The sequence below is a fragment of the Pantoea eucalypti genome (genome assembly GCF_009646115.1).
In the GTDB taxonomy this organism is placed as follows: Bacteria; Pseudomonadota; Gammaproteobacteria; order Enterobacterales; family Enterobacteriaceae; genus Pantoea; species Pantoea eucalypti.
Genome location: NZ_CP045721.1, coordinates 428,488 through 449,769, shown reverse-complemented (window position 1 = coordinate 449,769; position 21,282 = coordinate 428,488). Strand labels below are relative to the sequence as shown.

Sequence of the window (21,282 nt, the reverse complement as noted above, 5' to 3'; positions counted from 1 at the left end):
CGATGACACTAATCCACTCTGATCGTCGTCCTGAAGATGCTGTCTATCGCCACGAGATCCCGGCAGGCGAGCCGTGGTTGTTTGAAGTGAAAAAAGGGCAAACGCTGCGCCTGCTCGATCTCGAAGGCAATCAGGCGATTGATACTCTTTTCTATAACACTGATAACCCGCGGGAACGCTACGATCCTCAGCGCACTCTGCGTCGTCAGGGAAAAGTCTATCTGACTACCGGCAGCGTACTCTATTCAAATCTGGGTAATCCGCTGCTGACGATCGTTGCTGATACCTGTGGTCGCCACGATACCCTCGGCGGTGCCTGCTCGCAGGAGAGCAACACTGTGCGCTATGCCCAGGATAAGCGCTATATGCACAGCTGTCGGGATAATTTCCTTTGCGCCTGCCTGCACGATGGTCGTCTGCATAAGCGCGATATCGGCGCCAACATCAACTTTTTTATGAACGTTCCGGTGACACCCGAAGGCGGCCTGACGTTTGAGGATGGGTTATCTGCGCCCGGCAAATACGTTGAACTGGTGGCGGCGTGTAACGTGATGGTGCTGATCTCCAACTGTCCGCAGCTGAACAACCCCTGCAACGGCTGGAACCCGACACCCGCCGAAGTGCTGGTCTGGAACTAAGCCAGCCTGCTGAGGCTGAGCATATTGCCGGCCGCACGTTTTGAGCCAGTCAGCCCCGGGGACGGCCCCAGGGAATATCGAATGTTGCGGGACGACCCGCATCCCTGAGAGTTCGCTTATGTTTGATACCTTACTGATTGCCAATCGCGGTGCTATCGCCTGTCGTATTCTGCGCACGCTGCGTGCCATGCAGGTGAAAGGCGTTGCTGTTTACTCCGAAGCTGACCTGAGCAGTTTACATATCCGCGAAGCCGATGTGGCGCTGAGCCTGGGCGAGGGGCCTGCCGCACAAACTTATCTGTTGACGGATAAAATTATCGCCGCCGCGAAGCAAAGCGGGGCCAAAGCGATTCATCCTGGCTACGGTTTCCTGTCAGAAAACGCCGCCTTCGCCGAAGCGTGTGAAGCTGCGGGACTGATTTTTGTCGGTCCTGCGCCTCAGCAGCTGCGGACGTTTGGCCTGAAGCACACCGCCCGCGAACTGGCGAGAGCAGAAGGCGTGCCGTTGCTGGAAGGCAGTGAATTACTGGCAGATGTCAGCGAAGCGCATCATGCCGCAGAGAGTGTTGGCTATCCGGTGATGCTCAAAAGCACAGCGGGCGGCGGCGGCATTGGTATGCGCGTCTGTCGTGATGCGCAGGCGCTGTCAGATGCGTTTGAAACCGTACAGCGGCTGGGCCAGAACAACTTCAGCGATGCCGGGGTGTTTCTCGAAAAATATATCGAACGTGCCCGGCATCTTGAAGTGCAGATATTTGGTGACGGCAAGGGCGAGGTCATCGCGCTGGGCGTCCGCGACTGCTCGATTCAGCGACGTAATCAGAAAGTGATTGAAGAGACGCCAGCCCCGAATCTGCCCGCAGGCATGGCTGAGGCCTTGTGTTCGGCGGCCATCGCCCTGGGAAAAGCGGTGAATTACCGCAGCGCCGGCACAGTGGAGTTTGTTTATGACAGCGCGGCGCAGCAATTCTATTTCCTCGAAGTGAATACGCGCCTGCAGGTTGAACATGGCGTGACAGAGCAGGTCTGGGGCGTTGATCTGGTGAAGTGGATGATTGAACTGGCCGCGGGCGATCTCCCCTCACTGACTGCTTTAGCCGCCACGCTGAATCCACAGGGCCATGCCGTTCAGGCACGAATCTATGCGGAAGATCCGGGCCGCCAGTTCCAGCCATCGCCTGGCCTGTTAACCGAGGTCGCCTTTCCGGCGGCAGACGGTAAAAACCTGCGCATTGACCGCTGGGTGGAGGCGGGGTGCGAAGTTCCGCCATTCTTCGACCCGATGCTGGCAAAAGCCATCGCCTGGCGACCGACACGCGATGAAGCCATCGCGACCCTGGCACAGGCACTCGCGGAAACCCGTCTCTATGGTGTTGAAACCAACCGCCTCTATCTGTTACAGATTTTAGCTTTTTCTCCCTTCACAGCGGGGGAACCCTGGACCCGCTGCCTGGAGCAACTCAGCTATCAGGCGGCAACGGTTGAAGTGCTGAGTGCCGGAACCCAGACGAGTGTTCAGGATTATCCCGGACGTCTGGGATACTGGGCGGTCGGCGTGCCGCCGTCGGGACCGATGGATGATCGTGCTCTGCGTCTCGGCAACCGACTACTGGGCAATGCAGAAGGTGACGCCGCGCTGGAGATCACTCTCAACGGACCCACACTGAAATTTAATACAGAGATTCAGGCGGTGATTTGTGGCGCATCGCTGAGTGTTACGCTGGATGGTGTTGAACAGGCGATGGACTCTGCATTTACCATCCCGGCTGGCTCGACCCTGAAGCTGGGCGCGATGAAAGCCGAGGGCGTCAGAAGCTATCTCTGCCTGCGTGGTGGCATTCAGGTGCCTGACTATCTGGGCAGCAAAAGCACCTTTACTCTGGGCCAGTTTGGCGGACACGCGGGACGTGCGCTGCGTAGCGGTGACGTGCTGCATCTTGCTCCGCAAGCCGCAATCCCAGACGGCGCAGAACTGCCCGCTGCACTGCGCACAGATCTCGCCAAAGTACGCACACTGCATGTCATTTATGGCCCTCACGGTGCACCAGAGTTCTTTGCGCCGGATTATATCGCGACCTTCTTTGCCACAGAATGGGAAGTGCACTTTAACTCAAGCCGCACCGGCGTGCGTCTGATTGGGCCAAAGCCGATCTGGACCCGCGACAGCGGCGGTGAGGCAGGGCTGCATCCCTCGAATATTCATGACAACCCTTACGCCATCGGCGCAGTCGATTTTACCGGCGATATGCCGGTAATCCTGGGGCCGGATGGCCCGAGTCTCGGCGGGTTTGTCTGTCCGGTGACGGTCATTGAAGCGGATCTGTGGCAACTGGGACAGCTCAAAGCCGGTGACAAAGTGCAGTTTGTAGCGGTGGATATCCCGACCGCGCGGAGACTGGCCCAGAGCCGTCGCAGCGAGCTCGCAACGCTTAAGCCACAGGAGACAGCGTGGCAGCCTGCGCCGCTGACGTCGCCCATCGTAATGACCTGCGGCGAAGCGGATAAACGTCTGGTGGCGCGTCTCTCTGGCGATACGCATCTGCTGCTGGAGGCCGGCGAGCCGGAGCTGGATCTGGTGCTGCGTTTTCGCATTCATGCATTAATGCAGGCGCTGGAAGCGCAGGGCCGTAACGGCATAATTGATATCACGCCGGGAATTCGCTCGCTGCAAATCCACTTCCAGCCGGAAACGCTCACGCTTGACGTACTGCTGACGTGGGTGCGGGGTGAGTGGGAGACGGTCTGCATGAGTGATGACCTGCAGGTGCCCACACGCGTGGTGCATCTGCCGCTCTCCTGGGACGACCCAGCCTGTCAGAAAGCCATCGAAAAATATATGACTACCGTGCGCCCGGACGCGCCATGGTGCCCGAGTAACCTTGAGTTTATCCGCCGGATAAACGATCTGCCGGATGAGCAGGCCGTCTGGAACACGGTGTTTGACGCCAGCTATCTGGTAATGGGGCTGGGTGATGTCTATCTGGGTGCGCCAGTCGCCACGCCACTGGATCCTCGCCATCGCCTGGTGACGACGAAATATAATCCGGCCCGCACCTGGACGGCGGAAAACTCGGTTGGCATCGGCGGCGCGTACCTGTGTGTGTATGGCATGGAGGGGCCGGGTGGTTATCAGTTTGTGGGGCGCACACTGCAGATGTGGAATCGCTATCATGAAGTCGCCGATTTCGGTGGCAAACCCTGGCTATTGCGCTTCTTTGATCAGATCCATTTTTATCCGGTCTCTGCGGAGGAACTGTTGCAGATTCGCCGCGATTTTCCACTTGGTCGTTATCCGCTGCGTATTGAGCACAGCACGCTGCGGCTGGCGGAGTATCAGGACTTCCTCATGCGTGAAGCGGAGAGTATCGGCGAGTTTCGCGATCATCAGCAAAACGCATTCAATGCTGAACGGGATCGCTGGATAGCCAGCGGCCAGGCGCATTTCGACAGTCAGGAAACGGTGGCGGATGAAGGCGGCGATGCACCGCTGCAGCCGGGTGAGCAGGGGGTTGAAAGCCCGGTATCCGGCAATTTATGGCAGGTACAGGCGACGGCGGGCAGCAGGGTTCGGGAAGGGGATGTCCTGGTCGTGCTGGAGTCGATGAAGATGGAGATCCCGCTTCTGGCCCCGTGCGATGGTATTGTTCAGCAGGTCAGCGTACAGCCAGGCAGCGCAGTCCGTGCAGGGCAGCGCGTGGCAGTCATCACTGAGGACAATGCGTAACGATGCTTATAGCGTAGTGACATAAAGGTGTGACAATCCTATCCTGCGCCCGCCGGCGGTTACCTCTGGCGGGCGCAGGCATTTACGTTCACCGGCTATCAGCGACCTGCAGCCTGTTCGTTTAACCAGCCGATCAGTGCTTCACTGCCAGGCTGGCTCATCGTGCGTTGTGGCCAGGCGAGGAAATAGGGTTTGCTCAGTGGCAGGCAAAGATCATCCACTACCACCAAATCGCCACGCGCCAGTTCGGGCGCGATAAGGCGTCGTTGTCCCAGCAGCAATCCCATACCCGCAACAGCCGCATCAATCGCCAGTGAAGTCAGATTAAAACTAAAGGCGGGCTGCGGCAGCGGTTCGTCCATGCCTTTGGTCTGAAACCAACCCGGCCAGTCCGGCAGAAAACGGCCTTCATTTCCCCAGTCGAGATGGATCAGCGGTGCCTGACTCAGAACCGTTTCCGGCGCAAAGCGTTGCAGCAGCGCCGGACTTGCCACCGGCAGCACCTCATCATGAAACAGTTTCAGCTTATCCAGTTGCGGGTAACGATCTTCACCGAAACAGATCACGAAATCAGCGGGCATGGCGGTGAAATCGACCTGAGAATGCGTGCCATGTAATGAGAGATCAATATTCGGGCAATGATCGCGCCAGCTCGACAGTTGAGGCAAAAGCCATTTGGATGCCAGCGCCGGTAATGCGTAAACCGTGAGTTTTGGTGCACTGGCCGCATGGCGAATATTTTGCTGGCCAAGATGCAGGATATCAAAGGCCTCGGTGACATAGCGCAGATACTCTTTTCCGGTTTCGGTCAGCATGACACCGCTCTGCGTGCGTAAAAACAGGGCGCTGCCGAGTTGCTCCTCCAGCTGGCGAATCTGCTGACTGACCGCCGCCGGCGTTAAGGCCAGCTGGGCGGCGGCTTTTGCCAGGCTTCCCAGCTCGGCGGCCACCTTGAATGACTGTATGACGCTGATTTTTGGCAACCTTGGCATTTGGGCAGGCATTAACGCTTCCTTATCAGGGCAGTAAATTTTTATCGTTACGCAGTGTGGCAGGCGACAGGTAGAGTAACATTACACCTGCCCATCGTGAGAAATGTTGCTATGTCTGGTTCCCTTGTTCGTCTCGATCTTCATCCGCTGGCCGACCACGGCTGGCGTCAACGCTGTCGTGAGCAATTAAACCAGTCTGGCGCGCTGGTACTGCGTCAGTTTTTAAAACCACAGGCTTTAGAGGCGATCATCGAAGAGGGCAATGCGCAACGTCATCTGGCCTATCATACCCGCAGCAAACACAATGTGTATCTGATGAAGCCTGATGAGGCTTTCTCAGCCAATCACCCGCGTAATCGGGATGTGCTCAGCACCAAAGGCTGTATTACTGATGATCTGATCGCTGCCGATTCGCCGTTGCGTCAGCTTTATAATGATGACCTGTTCCAGCGTTTTCTGTGCGATGTGCTGGGTGAGGACGCGCTCTATCCCTACGCTGACCCGCTTTCCTCGATCAACCTGCACTATGCGCCTCACGGACAGGAGCTGGGCTGGCACTTCGACAACTCCTCCTTTGCTATCACCTTGCTGGTCCAGAAACCGCTGGCGGGCGGCATATTTCAATACGTGAAAGATTTGCGGGATGCCGATGCCGGTGAGATGAACTTTGCAGGGGTTGAAGCCGTTCTTGATGAACGCCAGCCGGTTAATGAGCTGGAGATTGATGCCGGGGATTTGGTGCTGTTTCGTGGCCGTAATTCACTGCACCGGGTGACCCCAACTGAAGGCGAGGTCACCCGGATGCTGGCGGTACTGGCCTACAATACCCAGCCCGACATTGCTTTATCCGAAACTGCGCGTATGACTTTCTACGGCAAATTATAACCTCGGGGCGTGTCTGTAAGGGCACGCCAGCCACGCTGGAAAATCTGCTGCGTACGAAACGCCACTAACGCACGCCAGTCCTCATCGGCGGGCCAGAATCCCTCTACCAGTTGTTGCTTCACTGCCTGACCTGCCGCACTGGCGGGTTCGCCATAGAGATGCAACCAGTGATCTTCACGCACCCGCTGATGCATATCCTGGCCCTCGTAAGTTCCACACTCCACGACCAGCGGCAATATTTGCGTCTCCGCCAGCGACGTCAGCAGATATTGCGACAGATATCCGGTCGCCGTTGCCGTCACGCCCGTTACGCTGTCACGTCCGGCACCGGTGAATAACAACGTCAGCCACTCCCCGTAAATGACTTTGCCCCAGTCGTGAGCAGCATAACGCTGCTCTGCAATTGAGAGCAGCATCGGATGGCCCCATGCGCCAGCGCCGGTATGAAGATCGAAGCTGATAATGGTTTTTGCAACCGAGAGATGCTGTTCGATGATCGCCTTCATCGTAAGATGAGACCAGCCGGGCTGATGCCCGCCGAAGAAAAAGCCATCTGCAAACGTATATTGTCCCGCTTCCACCACGCGTTTAACTGACTGCCAGCCCACGTTGTCCATCGCCTCAGCCAGTTGCCGGTCTGCGCTGACACGGTCGCCATGATAAATACCGTGCCACTGCGCATATTCCGGGTTATCAGGAACCGGTTGACTGAAGTTGATAAAGTTACGGTTGAGGTCGATGTTGTCTTCGTTCACGCGCCGTAAATGCGCCGCACCCCATGGATTGAGCAGATGAACAAGCAGCAATGCGGTGTCAGCAGGTATTTTATCAAGCGAATTGAGCCACGCTATCTGACAATCCGAACCATAATAGCCTTCAACGCCATGTGTGCCAGAGACGACCAGCATCAGACGCGATGCGCTGGCGGGTCCCAGTCGTGCCACATCCGTATATAGCGCTTCGCCCTGCGGACCCGGAAGAGGATGCCGATATGAGGTTATCGCAGCACCTTTGCGCTCCACTGCGGCCAGAAAGCGTTCACGCTGAACGCGGTAGTCGGGCAATGCCATAGTCTCTACCTTCCCGAATTCGTCACACAACAGTAATCAGGGATAAACCTTGAATTTAAAGTACTTTTTAGTGAGCTGATCATAAGTTCCGTTTTTATGAAGCTCAGTCAGTGCCGTGTTGATCATCTTCAGATTCGCTTCATCGCCTTTGCGTAACGCAATACCTACGCCATCACCAAAAATGACTTTATCCACCAGTGTTCCTTTAATGGCGTACGTCTTGCCTTCCGGTGAGGTAAGGAATCCCTGTTCAGCGGAGACCGCATTCGCCAGGCTGCCATCAAGACGTCCGGCGACCAAATCGGGATAGACTTCCATCTGATTAGGATACGAGACGATTTTGACGCCTTGTGACTCCCATTTAGTTTTGGCGTACGTTTCCTGGATGGTGCCCTGAGCCACACCGATGGTCTTACCGCGCAGAGAAGCAACGTCGGTCGTCAGCTTGCTGTCAGCCGGCGCCAGCAGGGCACTTGGCGTGTTATACAACATGTCGCTAAACGCCACCTGCTGACGGCGCTTATCGGTCATCGACATAGCCGACAGGATGGCATCAAATTTCTTCGCCTGAAGAGCAGGGATGCTGCTATCAAAACCCATTTGCACCCATTGGCACTTCACCTTTGCCTGAGCACAGATGGCATTACCAATATCGATATCAAAACCCTGTAATGACCCATCAGCCGCCTTAGATTCAAACGGCGGGAATGTAGGGTCCACACCAAAGCGCAGCGTTTGCTGTGCCCATGCACCCTGGGTGAATGCGGTAAGCGAAAACAGTAATGCGAGAGATAAGCTCTTTTTCATGTTTTATTTTCCGAAGGCTGGTGAATTTAAGCACGACACCTTAATCAAATAACATGCAGGTTCATTTCCCACCAGAGATAAGCAGCATTCATCCAGAGTAAAATCTTATAATATTAAGTGAGTTAGCGAATCTTTGTGCGGCGTTAAATTTTGCTTAATGCTGATGGTAATTTCAGATATAAATCGGGATGAGGGTCTGGGCCTGCTCAGGTCAGGCGACAGCAAAAATCAAAGCTCTGATTCAGAATTCTGGTTTTAGAAGAGGTTTGTTTTGTCAGGCAGCAGCGGATTTACCAAAGCAGATAGATTACGCAGAAAGTAGGATTTAAAAACGAATCTTTTTCAGAGGGCATTCAGAGCTCATGTTCGGGGGTTATCAGCAGGTTGCCCAGGATGGCCAGGTCAGCTTTGCCTCTATACCATTGATGCGCACAATCTATCTTATGTTAAATTACAGATGCCAGCGTGACTCCTGTTACCCTTCCATACCTGAATAGCTCAATGACGTTCAAAACTGACTAAGGCCGGTTTCTTCTTAGTCAGGACCTTACTTAACATCCAAGGCCAGACAAGACAACTTGTGGTCGATTATGTAATGATTCAGGAAATTTACAGCTCTGGTTCTGTACCTATGCTCTCAGTGCCTTTTCCTGTCATTACCCTGCTTGCTTTATTTTTGCTGATGGCAACAGTCTTTTCTGGCAAACCATGCAATAACGGCGCACTGCGTTTCCTTTCGGCCTGCATCATCCTGGTTTCACTGAATACCATTCGCTGGGAATACGATTCTCACTTTCTGAGGGATTTGCAGTCTGTTATGGCCATGCTATTACCTGCGATTGCATGGCACACTTTTGTCCCACTTAACGACAACAAACGCAAACATGACTTATTCGTCATGATTGTGCCAGTCCTCGTATCGCTGGCGATCAGATTGGTTTGGGCTCCTGTGACTGACTTCATTCTCAGCCTGCTTTTTTTCAGCTACGGCGTTGGACTGCTCAAAAAAGCTTTTGTGAATGAGCAAAAACTAAAATTCAATCGCCTGAAAGAGATCCCTCAGCAAGCTAGCCTGACGTTCTTCGCAGGAAGCTTTCTCTGCCTGTCGGCACTGACAGATCTTCTCATCGCAATTGATTTTGATATCAGTGGCGGAAAGCATGCCGCTTTAATAATTCTCATCACTCAACTTTTGCTCTTACCGATTGTTGGTGTGATTATTTACAACTTCATAAATTCGCATCAACAATTTGAGCCAGATATCAGGCAGGAAAAAGATACCACCGATGAAAAAGCGCCAGCAGCTGATATGACTGAGTTATATATTGTGCTGGAAAAAAAGATCCATGAATCTGAGCTCTATCTTGATCCCAATCTGACCCTGGCTCTTCTGGCAAGAAAAACCGGCGTACCCGCCCGCAATTTTTCTGCAGCGGTTAACTCTGTCAAACAATGCAACGTTTCTCAGTGGATCAATGGGTTCAGGGTTGAACGGGCAAAAGAACTCCTGCTTAGCACATCATTACCCGTTACCCATATCATGCTGGAGTCCGGATTTATGACTAAATCGAATTTTAATCGTGAGTTTCAGCGGCTTTCAGGACTTTCCCCGCGTTTATTTCGCCAGCAGGCGCTTGATAATTCAGTACAGAATTCAGAAAAACTGTAATTTCAGTCGTTATCGTCTGATGCAGCGCGGTTCTGTCCGCGTCCTTATCGTCATGGCAAACAATGCCATCGCCCGGAGATTCATCATCAATAATTTTCTCTGCACCGGGTTTACATATTTGCATAAAACTGAAGTGTGTTGCGCCTTTAATGAGGATGTATTTCCGCAATGATACACGCATTTGATTAGCAAGATATTCAGATTCCTCAGGCGCTGGAAGTTCGCCCACCATACCGTTGCCTGCCGCCAGAATAAGTACGGGTATGTTAATTTTGCTAAGGCTTACGGGCGTAAAACCTGGTGCTAAACCAGCATCAAGTGACACGACGGCTTTAATTCTTTTATCTTGCCAGTCAGATAAAAAAACGTTGCGGGCTGAAGCGTCATCTATTCCAAGCCTGATTGTCAGTTTACAGTCTCCGCGAAGTACGTGTCGCTGACAGTCATGCAGGAGGCGTAACGGATCAAAACGTGCACCAGCCAGCGACATGACTGTCCATCCGCCAAGTGAATGACCTGCTGCAGCTATGCGCGCCGGGTCTGCTGTGCCAGTTAATTCTGAAGATTGACTGACGAAATCAATTACCCGTGAAATTTCACCAGGGCGCCGCCATAGTTTTCTGGCATCTTCAGGATTGTGGTTAAAAGTCGTCGTGCCGGGATGATCAGGTGCAGCCACAATATATCCCTGCGCGGCCATTGCTGAAGCAAGCCAGGAGAGATTCCTCCAGCTGCCATTAAACCCATGTGAAATGAGTAAAAGTGGATGTTTTCCAGATGCGGGTAAAGCATCTCGGATAATGTCCGTGCCGACAAAGGCGGCGTTCCCTCCAACCGTTTCACTGACTCCTTTTTGCACCGCCGCCGGATACCAAACGGCTACGTTCAGGGGCACTCCCTGATCCCCTTTTAATGTCACCTGGCGGAAGCCTGGCGTTGCATGAGCCTGCAAAGAGATGATTAAAACCGATAATGCGATAAACGCTGCTCTGAACAACATGATGAATGCCCTGCTGTGATGAATGAGCCCTATTAATAACGGGCAGCAAGGCACCGATGCGTCCTTTTACACGATCCAGGTCTTTAAAAGTGCAAAAATGGCGGTTAATTATGCAGCCATCCAAACTTGATAGCGGCGACAATACACCATGGCGGGTCAGAATCTTCCAGCAGTAGTAATTATGAAGTTACAGAAATCATTGACCCTCTCCTGAAAAAAGCCCCGACACAATATGCCGGGGCGTTCTGCTATTACTCTTTCGCTATCGGCGTCTCACTCACATCAATCTTTGTATCACCCTGAATAGTTTTAATGCGTTTCTCAACGTCATTCACCTGCTGGCTGTTATGCAGCAAGGTATAGGTCAGATCAAACGAGGTGCTGGCACCGGGCTGCAATTGCTTAACGCGTTTCTGTTCGCGCTCAATCGTGACCGGATAAGCATAACTGGTGCCCGGCTCAATACCGGTCACGTAGCCCTGTTTTAAGGTGTCGGTATTTTTCCACAGCGTAAGCATTGGAAGCTGGCGGGTATCAAACTGAATGGATGCGCCGCTGTTTCCGGCTTTATTTATCACTGCAGCTACGGTCTGATGATTACTGTCAGAAAGGGGTTTGATGTTGAATACCATCTCATCGAAGTCTTTGGTCGGCCCTTTGTAAGTCTGCCAGTCTTTTAATCCGGCTTTTGCGTAATCATTAAACGGGCTGATGCCGGACATCGGTGCCAGGAAACGTGCACCCTCTTCAAGAATAGGCTTACCGAAGTTGCTGTGATAGATGATCTGGTAATCGTGCGGATAGTCAGCGTGATTAGTTAACACATCATGCAGGCTGAAGCTGTTACTGCCTGGCACGTAACGCAGTTCGGTCATCGTCTGCAAATCGGTTTTCTTGAAGGTGCTCTCTTTAATCAGGCCACGAATACGGATTTCATGGGGCGCTGCATCTGCCACTTCAACTTCCAGTTGTGAAACCGGCGTGTTACCTGCTTTACCGTGCAGGGTGTAGATGCGGCCCTGGTCAGTCACCGGATGACCGGTCCATTCGTAGCCGCAGCGCACCATCATTTCATTGAAACCGTCCAGCCAGCCCAGGCCGTTGCGGCTTTCCAGATTGATGTAAGCAGGATTGACCACCTCTTTGACCGGTGAATCCCAGCCCATACGCGTACCAAAGCCTTCGACGCGCAGCAGGTTCATGCCACGGGTGGGACTGAGCGTGATAGTCAGGCCATCCTGACTGCGAATCGTCAGCGTTTTACTGCCTTCCTGTTTGCCGCCGTGCAGAACTTTTTGCTCGATGCTGAACGGCTTGCCCTGAAACTTCAGCTCACTACTGGAAATCTGCCAGTTTCCCTGATCTGTGCCCTGTTCAGCACTCGTCAGCACCCATGTTTTTGCGGCTGCAGAACCAGAAACCAGAACCGCTACTACCGTTAACGCCAGTTTAATTTTCATTATTTACCTCATTTGCTGAATCGTTTTTTCATACGTTAAGCGGAATTTACTGGTTGAGGCTCACCAGAAACGTGACGACGCTCACCTGCCGGTAAATCGGCAACGTCCAGAGGAATAAATGCGGGTTAAATCACATAATTAAGCAGCCAAAAAGGAATAATCGCGACCAATTTAATGTTAAATCCGGACTTAGCTGTATTCGATTCAGCTTTGTGAGCATTTCCCTGACCCTTTCAGCCAGACCACCTAAATCGAATAAATCGTAAAAATATTTCAAAACCCCGCAACTTTTTCCATTTTTGAACGAACCTTTTATCAGAGACGTCAGGCAACCCCGTCTGTTCGTCAATGGAGAGAGAAATGCCAATGAAAAACACCCTGAAAACCCTGGCCGTCGCTACGCTGCTGGCACTGAGTGTTCCGGCAACATCTGCCTTTGCGGCGTTACAGGTCGGTGAAAAAGCGCCAGACTTCAAACTCGACGCCGCACTGGCGGGTAAATCGACCACCTTCTCTTTGCAGCAGGCTCTGAAGAAAGGCCCGGTTGTACTCTACTTCTTCCCGGCGGCGTTCAGCGCTGGCTGCACGCTTGAAGCGCATGATTTTGCCGAAGCGTCCGATGAATTTAAAAAACAGGGTGCGACCGTGATTGGTGTCACTGCCGGCAATACCGATCAGATTGCTAAATTCTCTCAGCTGGAATGCCGTGACAAATTCACCGTGGCAGCCGATCCTGGCGCTAAAGTGGCGGCTGAATACAAAAGCACCATGGAGATGAAAGGTCAGAAACTGTCCGACCGCACCTCTTATGTGATCGCGCCGGATGGCAAGATTCTGCTGAGCTTCACCGACAAAAATCCTGATACGCATATTCAGAAAGCGATGGATGCTGTTAAAAAATATCGTCAGGCCAATCCGGCATAACTTCATCTTCTGAGCAGGTATATCATGCTGACTGCGATTGCAGCTGCCTTTCTGGGTGGCATTATTCTGAACCTCATGCCCTGCGTGTTTCCGGTAATCTCGCTGAAAGCACTGAGCCTGATCCGCCATCACGAATCGCCCTCTCACGCCCGCGCAGAGGGCCTGGCATTTCTGCTGGGCGTGGTCCTGACGATGGTCGCCCTGGCAGCACTATTACTGCTGGCCAGAGCGGGTGGTGCGTCCGTTGGGTGGGGATTTCAGCTGCAATCGCCGCTGGTCATCGCCGCGTTAATTCTGGTGATGCTCGGTTCAGCACTGAATCTGCTCGGTCTGTTTGAGGTCGGCTTGTCGGTTCAACGCGTTGGCGAAGTGGGCGGCAATCGTGCAGGGTTAATGGGTTCAGCCCTGACCGGTGCACTGGCCATCATCGTTGCGACGCCCTGCAGTGCGCCATTCATGGCCAGCGCGGTGGGTTATGCCCTCACCCAGCCTCCGCTGATTAGTCTCATTATCTTTATTTCGCTGGCGCTGGGCTTTGCTGCGCCTTTTACCCTGATATCGTTCTTCCCGGTGCTGGCGCGCATATTGCCTAAACCGGGGGCCTGGATGATCACGCTGAAACAGGGCCTGGCGTTTCCTATGCTGGGCGCGGTGGGCTGGCTGATTTGGGTTCTGGAACGTCAGGCAGGCTCGGCAGCGCTGGCGGCGATTCTGGTCTGTTGTTTGCTGTTTAGTTTTGCCGCCTGGCTGTATGGCATGGCACAGAAACGCCGTATGATGGGACAGCGCCATGTTGTAATGCATGTTGCAACTGTGTTCTTCCTGGCACTCGTCGTCGTGCCTTTGCTGAACCTGAACCGTTTTGCCAGCGCGCCTGCTGAAACGGAAACCGCTTCACAGGCTGCAGAGACGGTCTCCTGGTCGCCGCAGAATGTCGACGCGATTAAAGGTCAGGGCAAGCCTATCCTGGTGAATTTTACGGCATCATGGTGTATTACCTGCCAGGTAAACGATCGCACTTCACTTTCGACGCAGGCGGTCAAGGCCGCAATGGCGCGGACGAATACCATTTACATGGTTGCAGACTCCACCAAATATAATCCTGATGTTGAACAGGCGCTGAGTGATTTCGGACGCGGCGGATTGCCGCTCTACGTGGTCTACCCGGCTGACGGCGGAAAACCGGTAGTACTACCGCAGGTCCTGACGCCGGGCATTGTCATTTCAGCGCTCGATCAGGCAACGGAAAAAGGAAAGAAAACCTGAGACGATTGACTAAGCGATTTCCTGGGACGTTTCCAGGCCACTGTCACTGTGTGCTGAACTGCTGATGACGAATGTCAGAGACTGATCCACGCGCACAGCAGTGGCCTGCCCTGATGGCACGGGCGCAGGCGGGCGACAGAGCAGCCTATAACCAGTTACTGAAAGCGATGGTTCCGGCCATCCGTGCATTAGTGTGCAAAAAAATCCGTGACGAAGTGCTAGTCGAAGATGTGATTCAGGAGACGCTGCTGGCGATCCATCGGGTTCGCCACACCTACGATCCGCAGCGCCCGATACTGCCCTGGGTTGCAGCAATTGCTTCTGCACGGACCATTGATACGTTGCGTCAGCATGGTCGACGTCAGGAAGTACAGGATGAGGAAGCGCTGCAAAGACGCCCGGCTGAAAGCAGTGAACTCCAGTCTGATAACGATATCCTCTCCGGTTATCTGGATATCCTTCCGCTACGCCAGCGGGAGATTGTCGAATCCGTACATCTGCGTGAGCAGAGTCTGGCGCAGGCAGCTGCTGAAACCCATCAGTCTCTCTCAGCGGTTAAATCCCTGTTGCATCGCGCAATGGTCAATCTTAGAAAATATGGACGGGGTGTGCATGAGAAATCATGACCAGTTAATTGATCAGCTCAGCGCCTCTGCGCAGCCGGTGCAGCGCGTCTGGCCTGTGGCCTGGCGCGTCGCGGGCTGGATCGCGCTTGCCCTCCCTTGTGGCGCGTTGACCAGTTGGGCGTTTCACAGCCGGTTTACTGACTGGTCGCAGCCCGGCGCGTTTTTCGCGCTGGTTGCCGTACTGCTGTCTCTCATCATCGCGGGAAGCACACTTGCGGCAGCCTTTACGTTGAGCATTGCAGGCAGGAAACCGATCAGTCCGCGCTGGCCGCTACTGCTGGCTGTTTTGTGGCTGGGGCTAAATCTGATCAATATGTCACCTGAAGCCCCGCCAGCAGGTGCTGGTCGGTTTGGTGAGGGGATACACTGCTATCTGTTTATGCTGTCGGCCAGCGTGCCGATGATGTTGATGTCGGTGATCGCCCTGAAACGCACCCGTTCACTTTATCCCGCGCGCAGTCTCGCGCTGAGCGGCTGCGGCTGCGCGTTTACCTCATCAATGCTGCTGTCGCTGTGTCATGACACTCATCTGCATATTATTGATTTCTCTATGCATCTGGCCGCAGGCATTACTATTGTGGCGCTGACGGTGCTGGCCGGACGCCGCTGGATTCAGCTGGGAAAGTAATGACTTTGTTTATTACTCTGCAACCAACTCAATCAGGTTTCCGTCAGGATTATGCCGGGCGGGCAGAGACAGAAGATCACGGACGGCACGGTCGGACAAACCGCGATCGACCAGATCCCGGGAATTCTATCTGATCAGGCATTTATTAGCGGCTGTGCCATGAATCCGGAGGCCGGGCTGACCGGTTTTAACGGCGCGATTTATCGTGGCTAAATGGCATGAAATCGCAACGCGGGTCGTGGAATAAAAGCGTGATAAACAACGGCATGAGGTGTTTGAGGCTGAAGAGAGGGGTGTGAACCTGCGCAATGTTCAGCACGGAATCAACTCGCTCCTGCCGGCGCGCGACAGAGGTCAGCGAACACCACGCAGAAGCGAGCCTGCTTCAGGTTACAAATGCGCCGCGAACCACGACGTCTGCACCTTTATCACAGACGCGAAGTGCTGACCGCTGTAAATATCGTAATGACGGGCCTCTTCGGCCACAAAGAGCTGCTTATTGGTTGCGGCGACCGCATCAAACAGCGCACGCCCTTGTTCCGGCGGATTCACGCTATCCTGACCGGCGACCACGACCAGTGTCGGACAGGTGACCTTCGCGGCATTGATCGCGGGTTTGTAGTGCAGCGTTTCCCGGACGGTTAAAAACGGGATTTTGATGTCCATTTTCGGATGCTTATGCCGGTTCTCCTCAAAGAACGCTTTTGACTCTTCATCGTTCAGCACGCGAGTAATGGCCACAAACATCTCTTTGCCGCTGTTCTGCCGCTTTTGATCCATCTTCTCCAGCGTAGCAATAAAGCCCGCCTTCTCCGTCGCGTCCAGTTGCCCGGTGACAATCTCTTCCCCATCCGCAAAGGCGAGCTGGCTGACAACACATTTCACATCCGGGTTATTCGCTGCCGCGCCAAAGATGTGACATCCGCCAAAAGACGTGCCCCATAAACCTATTCTGCTCGGGTCCAGCGCCGGTTGCTGTTTTGCCCATGTGATGACCGAGAGAATATCAGCGATCTGCATCGCAGGCACCAGACGACCCCGCTCGCCTTCGCTGTCACCAAATCCACGGTAGTCAAATGTCAGTGTCGCGAAACCTGCCTGGGTAAACGCCTCTGCGAACGCAGGCAGTAAAATCTCACGGATTCCGCAAAAGCCGTGACACAGAATAATCACCGGGGATTTAGTGGTCGCTGTGGGCTGACGCAGCGTCAGCACAATGCCTTCCGGCAGTGTGTGGGTAGATAATTCCATCGTGAGTCATGCTCCTTGCTGAGGTTAAAGGTCAGAAAATTCAGCTAGCACCCTTTCACATCCCCACCGTTTTTACTTAGATCCAGATCAGACTGCTGACACCTTTTGTCTGAAATGCGGACAAATCCGCCTCCGATGCTGCTAAAACCCGGGCTTTGGCGTAGGCTGAAAGCTGGGTGTTTCATTACACAGGAGATCATGATGCAGAATGAAATGACAGCGCAATGCCACTGTGGTGCCGTTGCCTATAAGGTGACGCTAAAGGATGGCTTTAACACGGTGCGCCGATGCAACTGCTCGTTTTGCCGGATGCGCGGCGCGGTAGTGGTGTTTGCAACCAACGTTGAGCTGACGCAGGGTGAAGCGCACCTCACAGAATATCGCTTCAACAGCAAAGAGGTGGGCCACTACTTCTGCTCCGTCTGCGGCATTTATACTTTTCATCAGAGCCGCTCACAGCCCGATCAGTTTGGGGTTAATGTCGCCTGTCTTGAGGGCGTTTCACCGTTTGATTTCACGGATGTGTCGGTCTCTGATGGTATCAACCACCCTAAAGATGGCGGCGCGGGCGGTGTAGCCGGTCATCTGGTCTATACCCCCACGCAATCCTGAATCACCGCTGCCTTTACTACTCCCGGCTGGGCTTGCCGCTAAAGCGTGTGATTGGCTTCTCCTCTTCACGGTCAATCTGCTGAGAGAAAACCTCGAGTGCCGCGAAGAGTGGCCGCAGTCCACGCCACAGATCCTCATCATTAAGTAAGCGGATGATGCCACGGATGCCCGGCGCGGCTTTTTCCTGCCGCGCCTCATCCCGAGCCGGCTTAACGGCCATTGCAGCATCACGCACCGCCAGCAGTAAGTGATTAAAACGCTCTGGCGGCACGCTGCCCAGCGTCATCATCAACAGTGACAGGTTTTGCAGCGCATTTTGGGTGCCGGGCTGATTGAGACCTGAGACCAGAATTTTCCCCACGTCGTTATTTGATTTAACGAGATCGTTCGCCACCCGCAGAAAACCCTGCTGGTGGAGATTTTCAAGCAACTCGTCCATTGCCTCCCGGGCAGTGGGCTCGGTGCGTGTGGGCGGGACCTGATACTTCATCCGTTCTGCCATTAAAATTTCTCCGGTTTTTCAACGTGTTCAGGCGGTTCACGATAACCTGCCTGCTGCCATTTTTGCTCAATCGGCAGGTGATCCAGGGGTGTTCGGCTACCATGACGGAAATTGTGTAGCGGCACCGGATTAGGCTGCGGGCGTCGATCGACGCGCGTCATGTTGACAGCGATCTCTTTGTAAGCGGGCGTGTTGACGTCAGGATCGTGATGTTCACCAGTCAGTGCATTAACGCCATCAGTACCATGATGAATTGGCATGAACAGCACGTTACCCGCCACACGGTCTGTAATAACCACTGGCACATCCAGCGATCCCCGACGCGAGGTAATCCGTACCCACTCACCTTCAATGAGCGCGCGCGAGGCTGCAAGTTCCGGTGAGATCTCAACAAAGGCATTAGGCGACAATGACATCATGCGGCCACCCTGCCCGGTCTGATTCATTGACTGGAAATGCTCCAGCATTCTGCCATTGTTCAGCAGCAGATTGTATTCGGCATCCTCCTGCTCAGCGGGCGGCTGCCAGCTCAGCGGATAGAGGCGCGCTTTACCATCCGGGAAATTGAACCGTTCTGTATAGAGACGGGGTGTGCTTTCACCTTCAGCGTTAACCGGCCAGAGTTGCGACTGCCAGCCTGCCAGTTGCTCATAACTCACACCCGCGAAAATCTCTGCAATGCCCGCCACTTCGGCCATAATCGCGCCGGGATTCGGGTAATGCCATGGATGTCCAAGACGCGCCGCGAGATCGGTAAAGATTTGCCAGTCAGGACGACAATCACCCAGTGGCTTCATGGCAGGAGTAAAATGCTGAATGCGCCGCTCGGTATTCACAAAGGTGCCCTCTTTCTCCACGCTGGGCGCACCGGGCAGCACGACATCGGCAAATTCGGCGGTACGCGACATAAAGATGTCCTGAACCACCATAAATTCCAGCTTGCTGAAGGCGGCATGCACCGATGTGGCGTCGGCATCCGCAAACGCTGTCTCTTCCCCGGTGATGTACATTGCACGGATTTTACCTTCACCGGCCTGCTGCACCATTTTGAAGTTATCGGCGCCAGCCTTATCGGAAAGCGCATCAGGAGAGACGCCCCACGCGCGCGCCCATTTTTCCCGGATCGACGCGTCGGTGACTTTTTCATAGCCCGGATAGCGATTGCTGAGGCAGCCGAAATCACTGGCGCCCTGCACATTGTTGTGACCGCGCATCGGATAGCCGCCCGTGCCAGGCCGACCATAGTTGCCGGTGACCAGCAGCAAATTCGATAGCGCGGTACTGGTGTCTGCTCCGTGGCTGTGCTGGGTAATCCCCATCGCCCACAATATGCAGGCGCTACCCGCGTGTCCGATCATCTCCGCCGACTCTTTGAGTTCGGCTTCACTCAGACCGCAAATCTCGCTGGCATAGTCGAGCGTAAAGGTATCAAGCGAGGTGCGATACTCTTCTACCTGATTAACCCGCTGTGCCAGAAACGCATCATCGGCATAACCGTGGTCGAACATATATTTCGCCATCGCCGAGGCCCAGACCAGGTCCGTGCCAGGTCGGATGCGCAGATAGCAGTCCGCCCGTTCCGCCATTTCATGACGACGCGGATCGACAACCAGCAGTTTCTGACCGCGATGTTTGTGGCTCTGTTTGATGTGGGACGCAATCACCGGATGGTTCTCGGCCAGATTACTGCCGACCAGCACAATCAGTTCGCTCTCCTGCAGATCCTTTATCGTTCCCGCATCACCGCCGTAGCCCACGGTGCGAAACAGCCCTTCTGTCGCCGGGTTCTGACAATAGCGCGAGGAGTTGTCGACATTGTTAGTGCCGAAGATTAAGCGGGCGATTTTCTGAGTAAGATAGGCTTCTTCGTTGCTGGCTTTGCTGGAGCCAATAAAGCCAATCGCATCGCCACCATAATTCTGCGCGATGCCCTGCAATCCTTCAGCTACCCGCTGCAACGCCTCATCCCAGCTGGCGGGCCGGAACCGGCCATTTTCGCGGATCAAGGGCGTCGTCAGACGCGCCGGGCTATTAACAAAATCCCAGCCGAACTTACCCTTAACACAAGTAGAGATGCCATTAGCGGGCGCGTCCGCCACCGGCTGAATTTTCAGGATGTGACGATCGCGGGTCCAGATCTCAAAGCTGCAGCCCACGCCGCAATAGGTGCAGACCGTTTTAGTGCGTTTAATCTCCGACTGCCTCAGCGCCACATCGATGTTGGAGACGCCAGTAATCGGCCCCATGCCAATACTGTTTTCCATCGTTTTGACAAAATCAATCAGCGGGCGCTTCAACCCCTCATCCATTGCAGTGAACGGACCCGCATCAGGCTGCATGGTCTTTTCCAGTAATGCATTACACGGACACACTGTGACGCAGTGTCCACAGCTGACGCAGCTGGAACCGGCGATTTCTGTGCCGCCATCCCAGAGCACGCGGGGATGTGCCTGGGTGTAGTCAATAGAGAGTGTCTCATTGACCTCCACATTCTGGCACGCCTCGACGCAGCGACCGCATAAAATGCACTGGTCAGGATCGTAGGTATAAAACGGGTTAGAGTGATCTTTGGCGTAGGGTTTGGGCTGATGAGGATAGTACTGAATCGGAATGTGCATATCAGCCACGGTATTATGCAGCGTGCAGTCACCGGTGTTGTGTTCACAGACGGTGCAGTAAAGCTCGTGACGGTTGAGCAGTCTATCCATTCCCTCCTGTTGCGCGGCCCTCAGCGCAGTACCTTCACTCTGTACCGAGAGCCCCTCTTCAGTGCGAAGCGTGCAGCCGCGAACCCGCTCGCCATTGGCATCCACCCAACAGACATCACAGCTTTGCAGCGGCGGCAACGACGGGTGGTAACAGACATGAGGTAGTTTTTTCCCGTGAGCATCCAGAAAGTCGATTAGCGGTTGATTAGCTAACCCTTTTAACCGTTCACCATTAAAGAGAATGGTGCAGTAATTTTCACTCATATAAGCCTCATGGCGTCATTGCGAATAGCGTCCTGCTGGAAAAATATCCCTGAATTTAGAGGGTTGCTTCACAAGCTTAGTGAGGATTAGCAGCCGCGCCATGAATACCGCTACGCTTATCAGGGTTACTTACTGACTGTTAAGGGTTTTTTAAATGTAATGACTTCTTACCACGTGAACCACGTCATGTTTTCCCTTACGGCAGGACGGCAGGAATCACCGTTATCGGCATTTTTGTATTGCTAAGCGATAAGCA

General features: G+C 53.9%; 18 protein-coding genes. 10 read left to right on the top strand and 8 right to left on the bottom strand.

Annotated features, from left to right (window positions below; translation table 11 throughout):
• Positions 1-2 precede the first annotated feature (2 nt).
• Both EE896_RS20925 and uca read left to right on the top strand, forming a co-directional pair.
• Positions 3-638, top strand: a complete 636-nt coding sequence (locus EE896_RS20925) for an urea amidolyase associated protein UAAP2 (RefSeq protein ID WP_039661427.1) — start codon at positions 3-5, stop codon at positions 636-638.
• 118 nt (positions 639-756) lie between these two features.
• Entirely contained in the window at positions 757-4,362 is a 3,606-nt protein-coding gene (gene uca / locus EE896_RS20920; RefSeq protein WP_140915707.1) for an urea carboxylase, read from the top strand.
• A gap of 98 nt (positions 4,363-4,460) precedes the next feature.
• On the opposite strand, the gene EE896_RS20915 is transcribed toward uca, so the two are convergent.
• Positions 4,461-5,366, bottom strand: coding sequence for a LysR substrate-binding domain-containing protein (locus EE896_RS20915; RefSeq protein WP_140915708.1), 906 nt, complete (start codon positions 5,364-5,366; stop codon positions 4,461-4,463).
• Between the two features lie 99 nt (positions 5,367-5,465).
• Between EE896_RS20915 and EE896_RS20910 the strand changes: the two genes are divergently transcribed.
• Positions 5,466-6,239, top strand: coding sequence for a HalD/BesD family halogenase (locus EE896_RS20910; RefSeq protein ID WP_008924677.1), 774 nt, complete (start codon positions 5,466-5,468; stop codon positions 6,237-6,239).
• Here the strand turns inward: EE896_RS20910 and EE896_RS20905 are convergent.
• Together EE896_RS20905 and EE896_RS20900 are read right to left on the bottom strand one after the other, a co-directional pair.
• Entirely contained in the window at positions 6,224-7,309 is a 1,086-nt protein-coding gene (locus tag EE896_RS20905; protein WP_140915709.1) for a DUF2817 domain-containing protein, read from the bottom strand. The genes EE896_RS20910 and EE896_RS20905 overlap by 16 nt on opposite strands.
• 36 nt (positions 7,310-7,345) lie before the next feature.
• Entirely contained in the window at positions 7,346-8,116 is a 771-nt protein-coding gene (locus EE896_RS20900) for an ABC transporter substrate-binding protein (RefSeq protein WP_008924679.1), read from the bottom strand.
• A 595-nt stretch (positions 8,117-8,711) separates the two neighbouring features.
• Between EE896_RS20900 and EE896_RS20895 the strand changes: the two genes are divergently transcribed.
• Entirely contained in the window at positions 8,712-9,785 is a 1,074-nt protein-coding gene (locus tag EE896_RS20895) for a helix-turn-helix domain-containing protein (RefSeq protein ID WP_080601082.1), read from the top strand.
• On the opposite strand, the gene EE896_RS20890 is transcribed toward EE896_RS20895, so the two are convergent.
• Positions 9,691-10,785, bottom strand: coding sequence for an alpha/beta hydrolase family protein (locus EE896_RS20890; RefSeq protein ID WP_140915710.1), 1,095 nt, complete (start codon positions 10,783-10,785; stop codon positions 9,691-9,693). The two genes, EE896_RS20895 and EE896_RS20890, sit on opposite strands and share 95 nt — an antisense overlap.
• 251 nt (positions 10,786-11,036) lie before the next feature.
• The gene (locus EE896_RS20885; RefSeq protein WP_003855157.1) at positions 11,037-12,245 is read right to left on the bottom strand and encodes an aldose 1-epimerase family protein; all 1,209 of its coding nucleotides are present in this window, start codon (positions 12,243-12,245) and stop codon (positions 11,037-11,039) included.
• Between the two features lie 360 nt (positions 12,246-12,605).
• Here EE896_RS20885 and EE896_RS20880 point away from each other — a divergent pair, with 360 nt between their 5' ends.
• The 5 genes from EE896_RS20880 (at position 12,606) to EE896_RS20860 (ending at position 15,902) form a co-directional block, all read left to right on the top strand.
• Complete coding sequence (locus EE896_RS20880; protein ID WP_003855159.1) at positions 12,606-13,169, top strand: peroxiredoxin; 564 nt, start codon at positions 12,606-12,608, stop codon at positions 13,167-13,169.
• Positions 13,170-13,193: 24 nt separating this feature from the next.
• Positions 13,194-14,435 (top strand): protein-disulfide reductase DsbD family protein, encoded by a 1,242-nt coding sequence (locus EE896_RS20875; protein WP_003855160.1) that lies wholly within the window; start codon positions 13,194-13,196, stop codon positions 14,433-14,435.
• A 71-nt stretch (positions 14,436-14,506) separates the two neighbouring features.
• Complete coding sequence (locus EE896_RS20870) at positions 14,507-15,061, top strand: sigma-70 family RNA polymerase sigma factor (RefSeq protein WP_003855162.1); 555 nt, start codon at positions 14,507-14,509, stop codon at positions 15,059-15,061.
• Complete coding sequence (locus tag EE896_RS20865) at positions 15,048-15,689, top strand: DUF1109 domain-containing protein (RefSeq protein WP_003855164.1); 642 nt, start codon at positions 15,048-15,050, stop codon at positions 15,687-15,689. The genes EE896_RS20870 and EE896_RS20865 overlap by 14 nt, the downstream gene beginning before the upstream one ends.
• Before the next feature lie 51 nt (positions 15,690-15,740).
• On the top strand, positions 15,741-15,902 hold the full coding sequence (locus EE896_RS20860; RefSeq protein WP_003855167.1) for a hypothetical protein: 162 nt from the start codon (positions 15,741-15,743) through the stop codon (positions 15,900-15,902).
• A 177-nt stretch (positions 15,903-16,079) separates the two neighbouring features.
• On the opposite strand, the gene uilS is transcribed toward EE896_RS20860, so the two are convergent.
• Positions 16,080-16,940, bottom strand: a complete 861-nt coding sequence (gene uilS, locus EE896_RS20855) for a UilS family quorum-quenching N-acyl-homoserine lactonase (protein WP_003855169.1) — start codon at positions 16,938-16,940, stop codon at positions 16,080-16,082.
• A gap of 201 nt (positions 16,941-17,141) precedes the next feature.
• Between uilS and EE896_RS20850 the strand changes: the two genes are divergently transcribed.
• Positions 17,142-17,552: a GFA family protein gene (locus EE896_RS20850; RefSeq protein WP_140915719.1), complete on the top strand. Its 411-nt coding sequence runs from the start codon at positions 17,142-17,144 to the stop codon at positions 17,550-17,552.
• Between the two features lie 16 nt (positions 17,553-17,568).
• Here EE896_RS20850 and EE896_RS20845 read toward each other — a convergent pair whose 3' ends face one another.
• Positions 17,569-18,054: a helical membrane plugin domain-containing protein gene (locus EE896_RS20845; protein WP_140915711.1), complete on the bottom strand. Its 486-nt coding sequence runs from the start codon at positions 18,052-18,054 to the stop codon at positions 17,569-17,571.
• Positions 18,054-21,026, bottom strand: coding sequence for a formate dehydrogenase subunit alpha (fdhF, locus tag EE896_RS20840; protein ID WP_140915712.1), 2,973 nt, complete (start codon positions 21,024-21,026; stop codon positions 18,054-18,056). The genes EE896_RS20845 and fdhF overlap by 1 nt, the downstream gene beginning before the upstream one ends.
• Between the last annotated feature and the right edge of the window lie 256 nt (positions 21,027-21,282).

Bases quoted from the DNA above. Each gene is read 5' to 3' on its own strand.
- EE896_RS20850 (WP_140915719.1), top strand. From the start codon at position 17,142: ATGCAGAATGAAATGACAGCGCAATGCCACTGTGGTGCCGTTGCCTAT.
- EE896_RS20910 (WP_008924677.1), top strand. From the start codon at position 5,466: ATGTCTGGTTCCCTTGTTCGTCTCGATCTTCATCCGCTGGCCGACCAC.
- EE896_RS20925 (WP_039661427.1), top strand. From the start codon at position 3: ATGACACTAATCCACTCTGATCGTCGTCCTGAAGATGCTGTCTATCGC.
- EE896_RS20890 (WP_140915710.1), bottom strand. From the start codon at position 10,785: ATGTTGTTCAGAGCAGCGTTTATCGCATTATCGGTTTTAATCATCTCT.
- EE896_RS20860 (WP_003855167.1), top strand. From the start codon at position 15,741: ATGCCGGGCGGGCAGAGACAGAAGATCACGGACGGCACGGTCGGACAA.
- uca (WP_140915707.1), top strand. From the start codon at position 757: ATGTTTGATACCTTACTGATTGCCAATCGCGGTGCTATCGCCTGTCGT.
- EE896_RS20885 (WP_003855157.1), bottom strand. From the start codon at position 12,245: ATGAAAATTAAACTGGCGTTAACGGTAGTAGCGGTTCTGGTTTCTGGT.
- EE896_RS20915 (WP_140915708.1), bottom strand. From the start codon at position 5,366: ATGCCTGCCCAAATGCCAAGGTTGCCAAAAATCAGCGTCATACAGTCA.
- EE896_RS20880 (WP_003855159.1), top strand. From the start codon at position 12,606: ATGCCAATGAAAAACACCCTGAAAACCCTGGCCGTCGCTACGCTGCTG.
- EE896_RS20870 (WP_003855162.1), top strand. From the start codon at position 14,507: ATGTCAGAGACTGATCCACGCGCACAGCAGTGGCCTGCCCTGATGGCA.
- EE896_RS20875 (WP_003855160.1), top strand. From the start codon at position 13,194: ATGCTGACTGCGATTGCAGCTGCCTTTCTGGGTGGCATTATTCTGAAC.
- EE896_RS20865 (WP_003855164.1), top strand. From the start codon at position 15,048: ATGAGAAATCATGACCAGTTAATTGATCAGCTCAGCGCCTCTGCGCAG.
- EE896_RS20900 (WP_008924679.1), bottom strand. From the start codon at position 8,116: ATGAAAAAGAGCTTATCTCTCGCATTACTGTTTTCGCTTACCGCATTC.
- EE896_RS20905 (WP_140915709.1), bottom strand. From the start codon at position 7,309: ATGGCATTGCCCGACTACCGCGTTCAGCGTGAACGCTTTCTGGCCGCA.
- fdhF (WP_140915712.1), bottom strand. From the start codon at position 21,026: ATGAGTGAAAATTACTGCACCATTCTCTTTAATGGTGAACGGTTAAAA.
- EE896_RS20895 (WP_080601082.1), top strand. From the start codon at position 8,712: ATGATTCAGGAAATTTACAGCTCTGGTTCTGTACCTATGCTCTCAGTG.
- EE896_RS20845 (WP_140915711.1), bottom strand. From the start codon at position 18,054: ATGGCAGAACGGATGAAGTATCAGGTCCCGCCCACACGCACCGAGCCC.
- uilS (WP_003855169.1), bottom strand. From the start codon at position 16,940: ATGGAATTATCTACCCACACACTGCCGGAAGGCATTGTGCTGACGCTG.